This is a genomic window from Sporosarcina luteola (genome assembly GCF_023715245.1).
Taxonomy (GTDB): Bacteria; Bacillota; Bacilli; order Bacillales_A; family Planococcaceae; genus Sporosarcina; species Sporosarcina luteola_C.
On the sequence record NZ_JAMBNV010000030.1, the window covers coordinates 1 to 424 of the forward strand.

1 protein-coding gene is annotated in these 424 nt (G+C 61.3%); it reads right to left on the bottom strand.

Annotated elements, in window-relative coordinates; all coding sequences use genetic code 11:
* The coding region (locus M3152_RS17860; RefSeq protein ID WP_251697196.1) for a Mur ligase family protein at positions 1–424 on the bottom strand (424 nt) is incomplete at both ends.

Here is a 424-nt window from a genome sequence, read left to right on the forward strand (position 1 = left end):
GGCATTGTGAGCGCATCGTCCGCGTTCACCACGCAGGTCTTCGCATTCTCGTAAATCCGCAGCTTCGCCGCGCGATACTGCTGCAGCCCCAGCGGGTAGCGGTCCATATGGTCCTCAGTCACGTTGAGGATGGTTGCCGCCACCGCCTGCAGGCTGGAGGTGGTTTCCAGCTGGAAGCTGGAGAGCTCCAGCACATACAGCTCTCGATCGGTGTCCAGCAGCATCAGCGCCGGCAGGCCGATATTGCCGCCCACGCCGACGTTAACTCCAGCGGCTTTCGCCATCTCGCCCACCAGGGTAGTAACAGTGCTTTTGCCGTTAGAACCGGTAATGGCGATAATCGGCGCCTGCGCTTCGCGGCAGAACAGTTCGATATCGCCAACGATCTCTACGCCAGCGTCGGCCGCTGCGCTGAGCGAAGGAT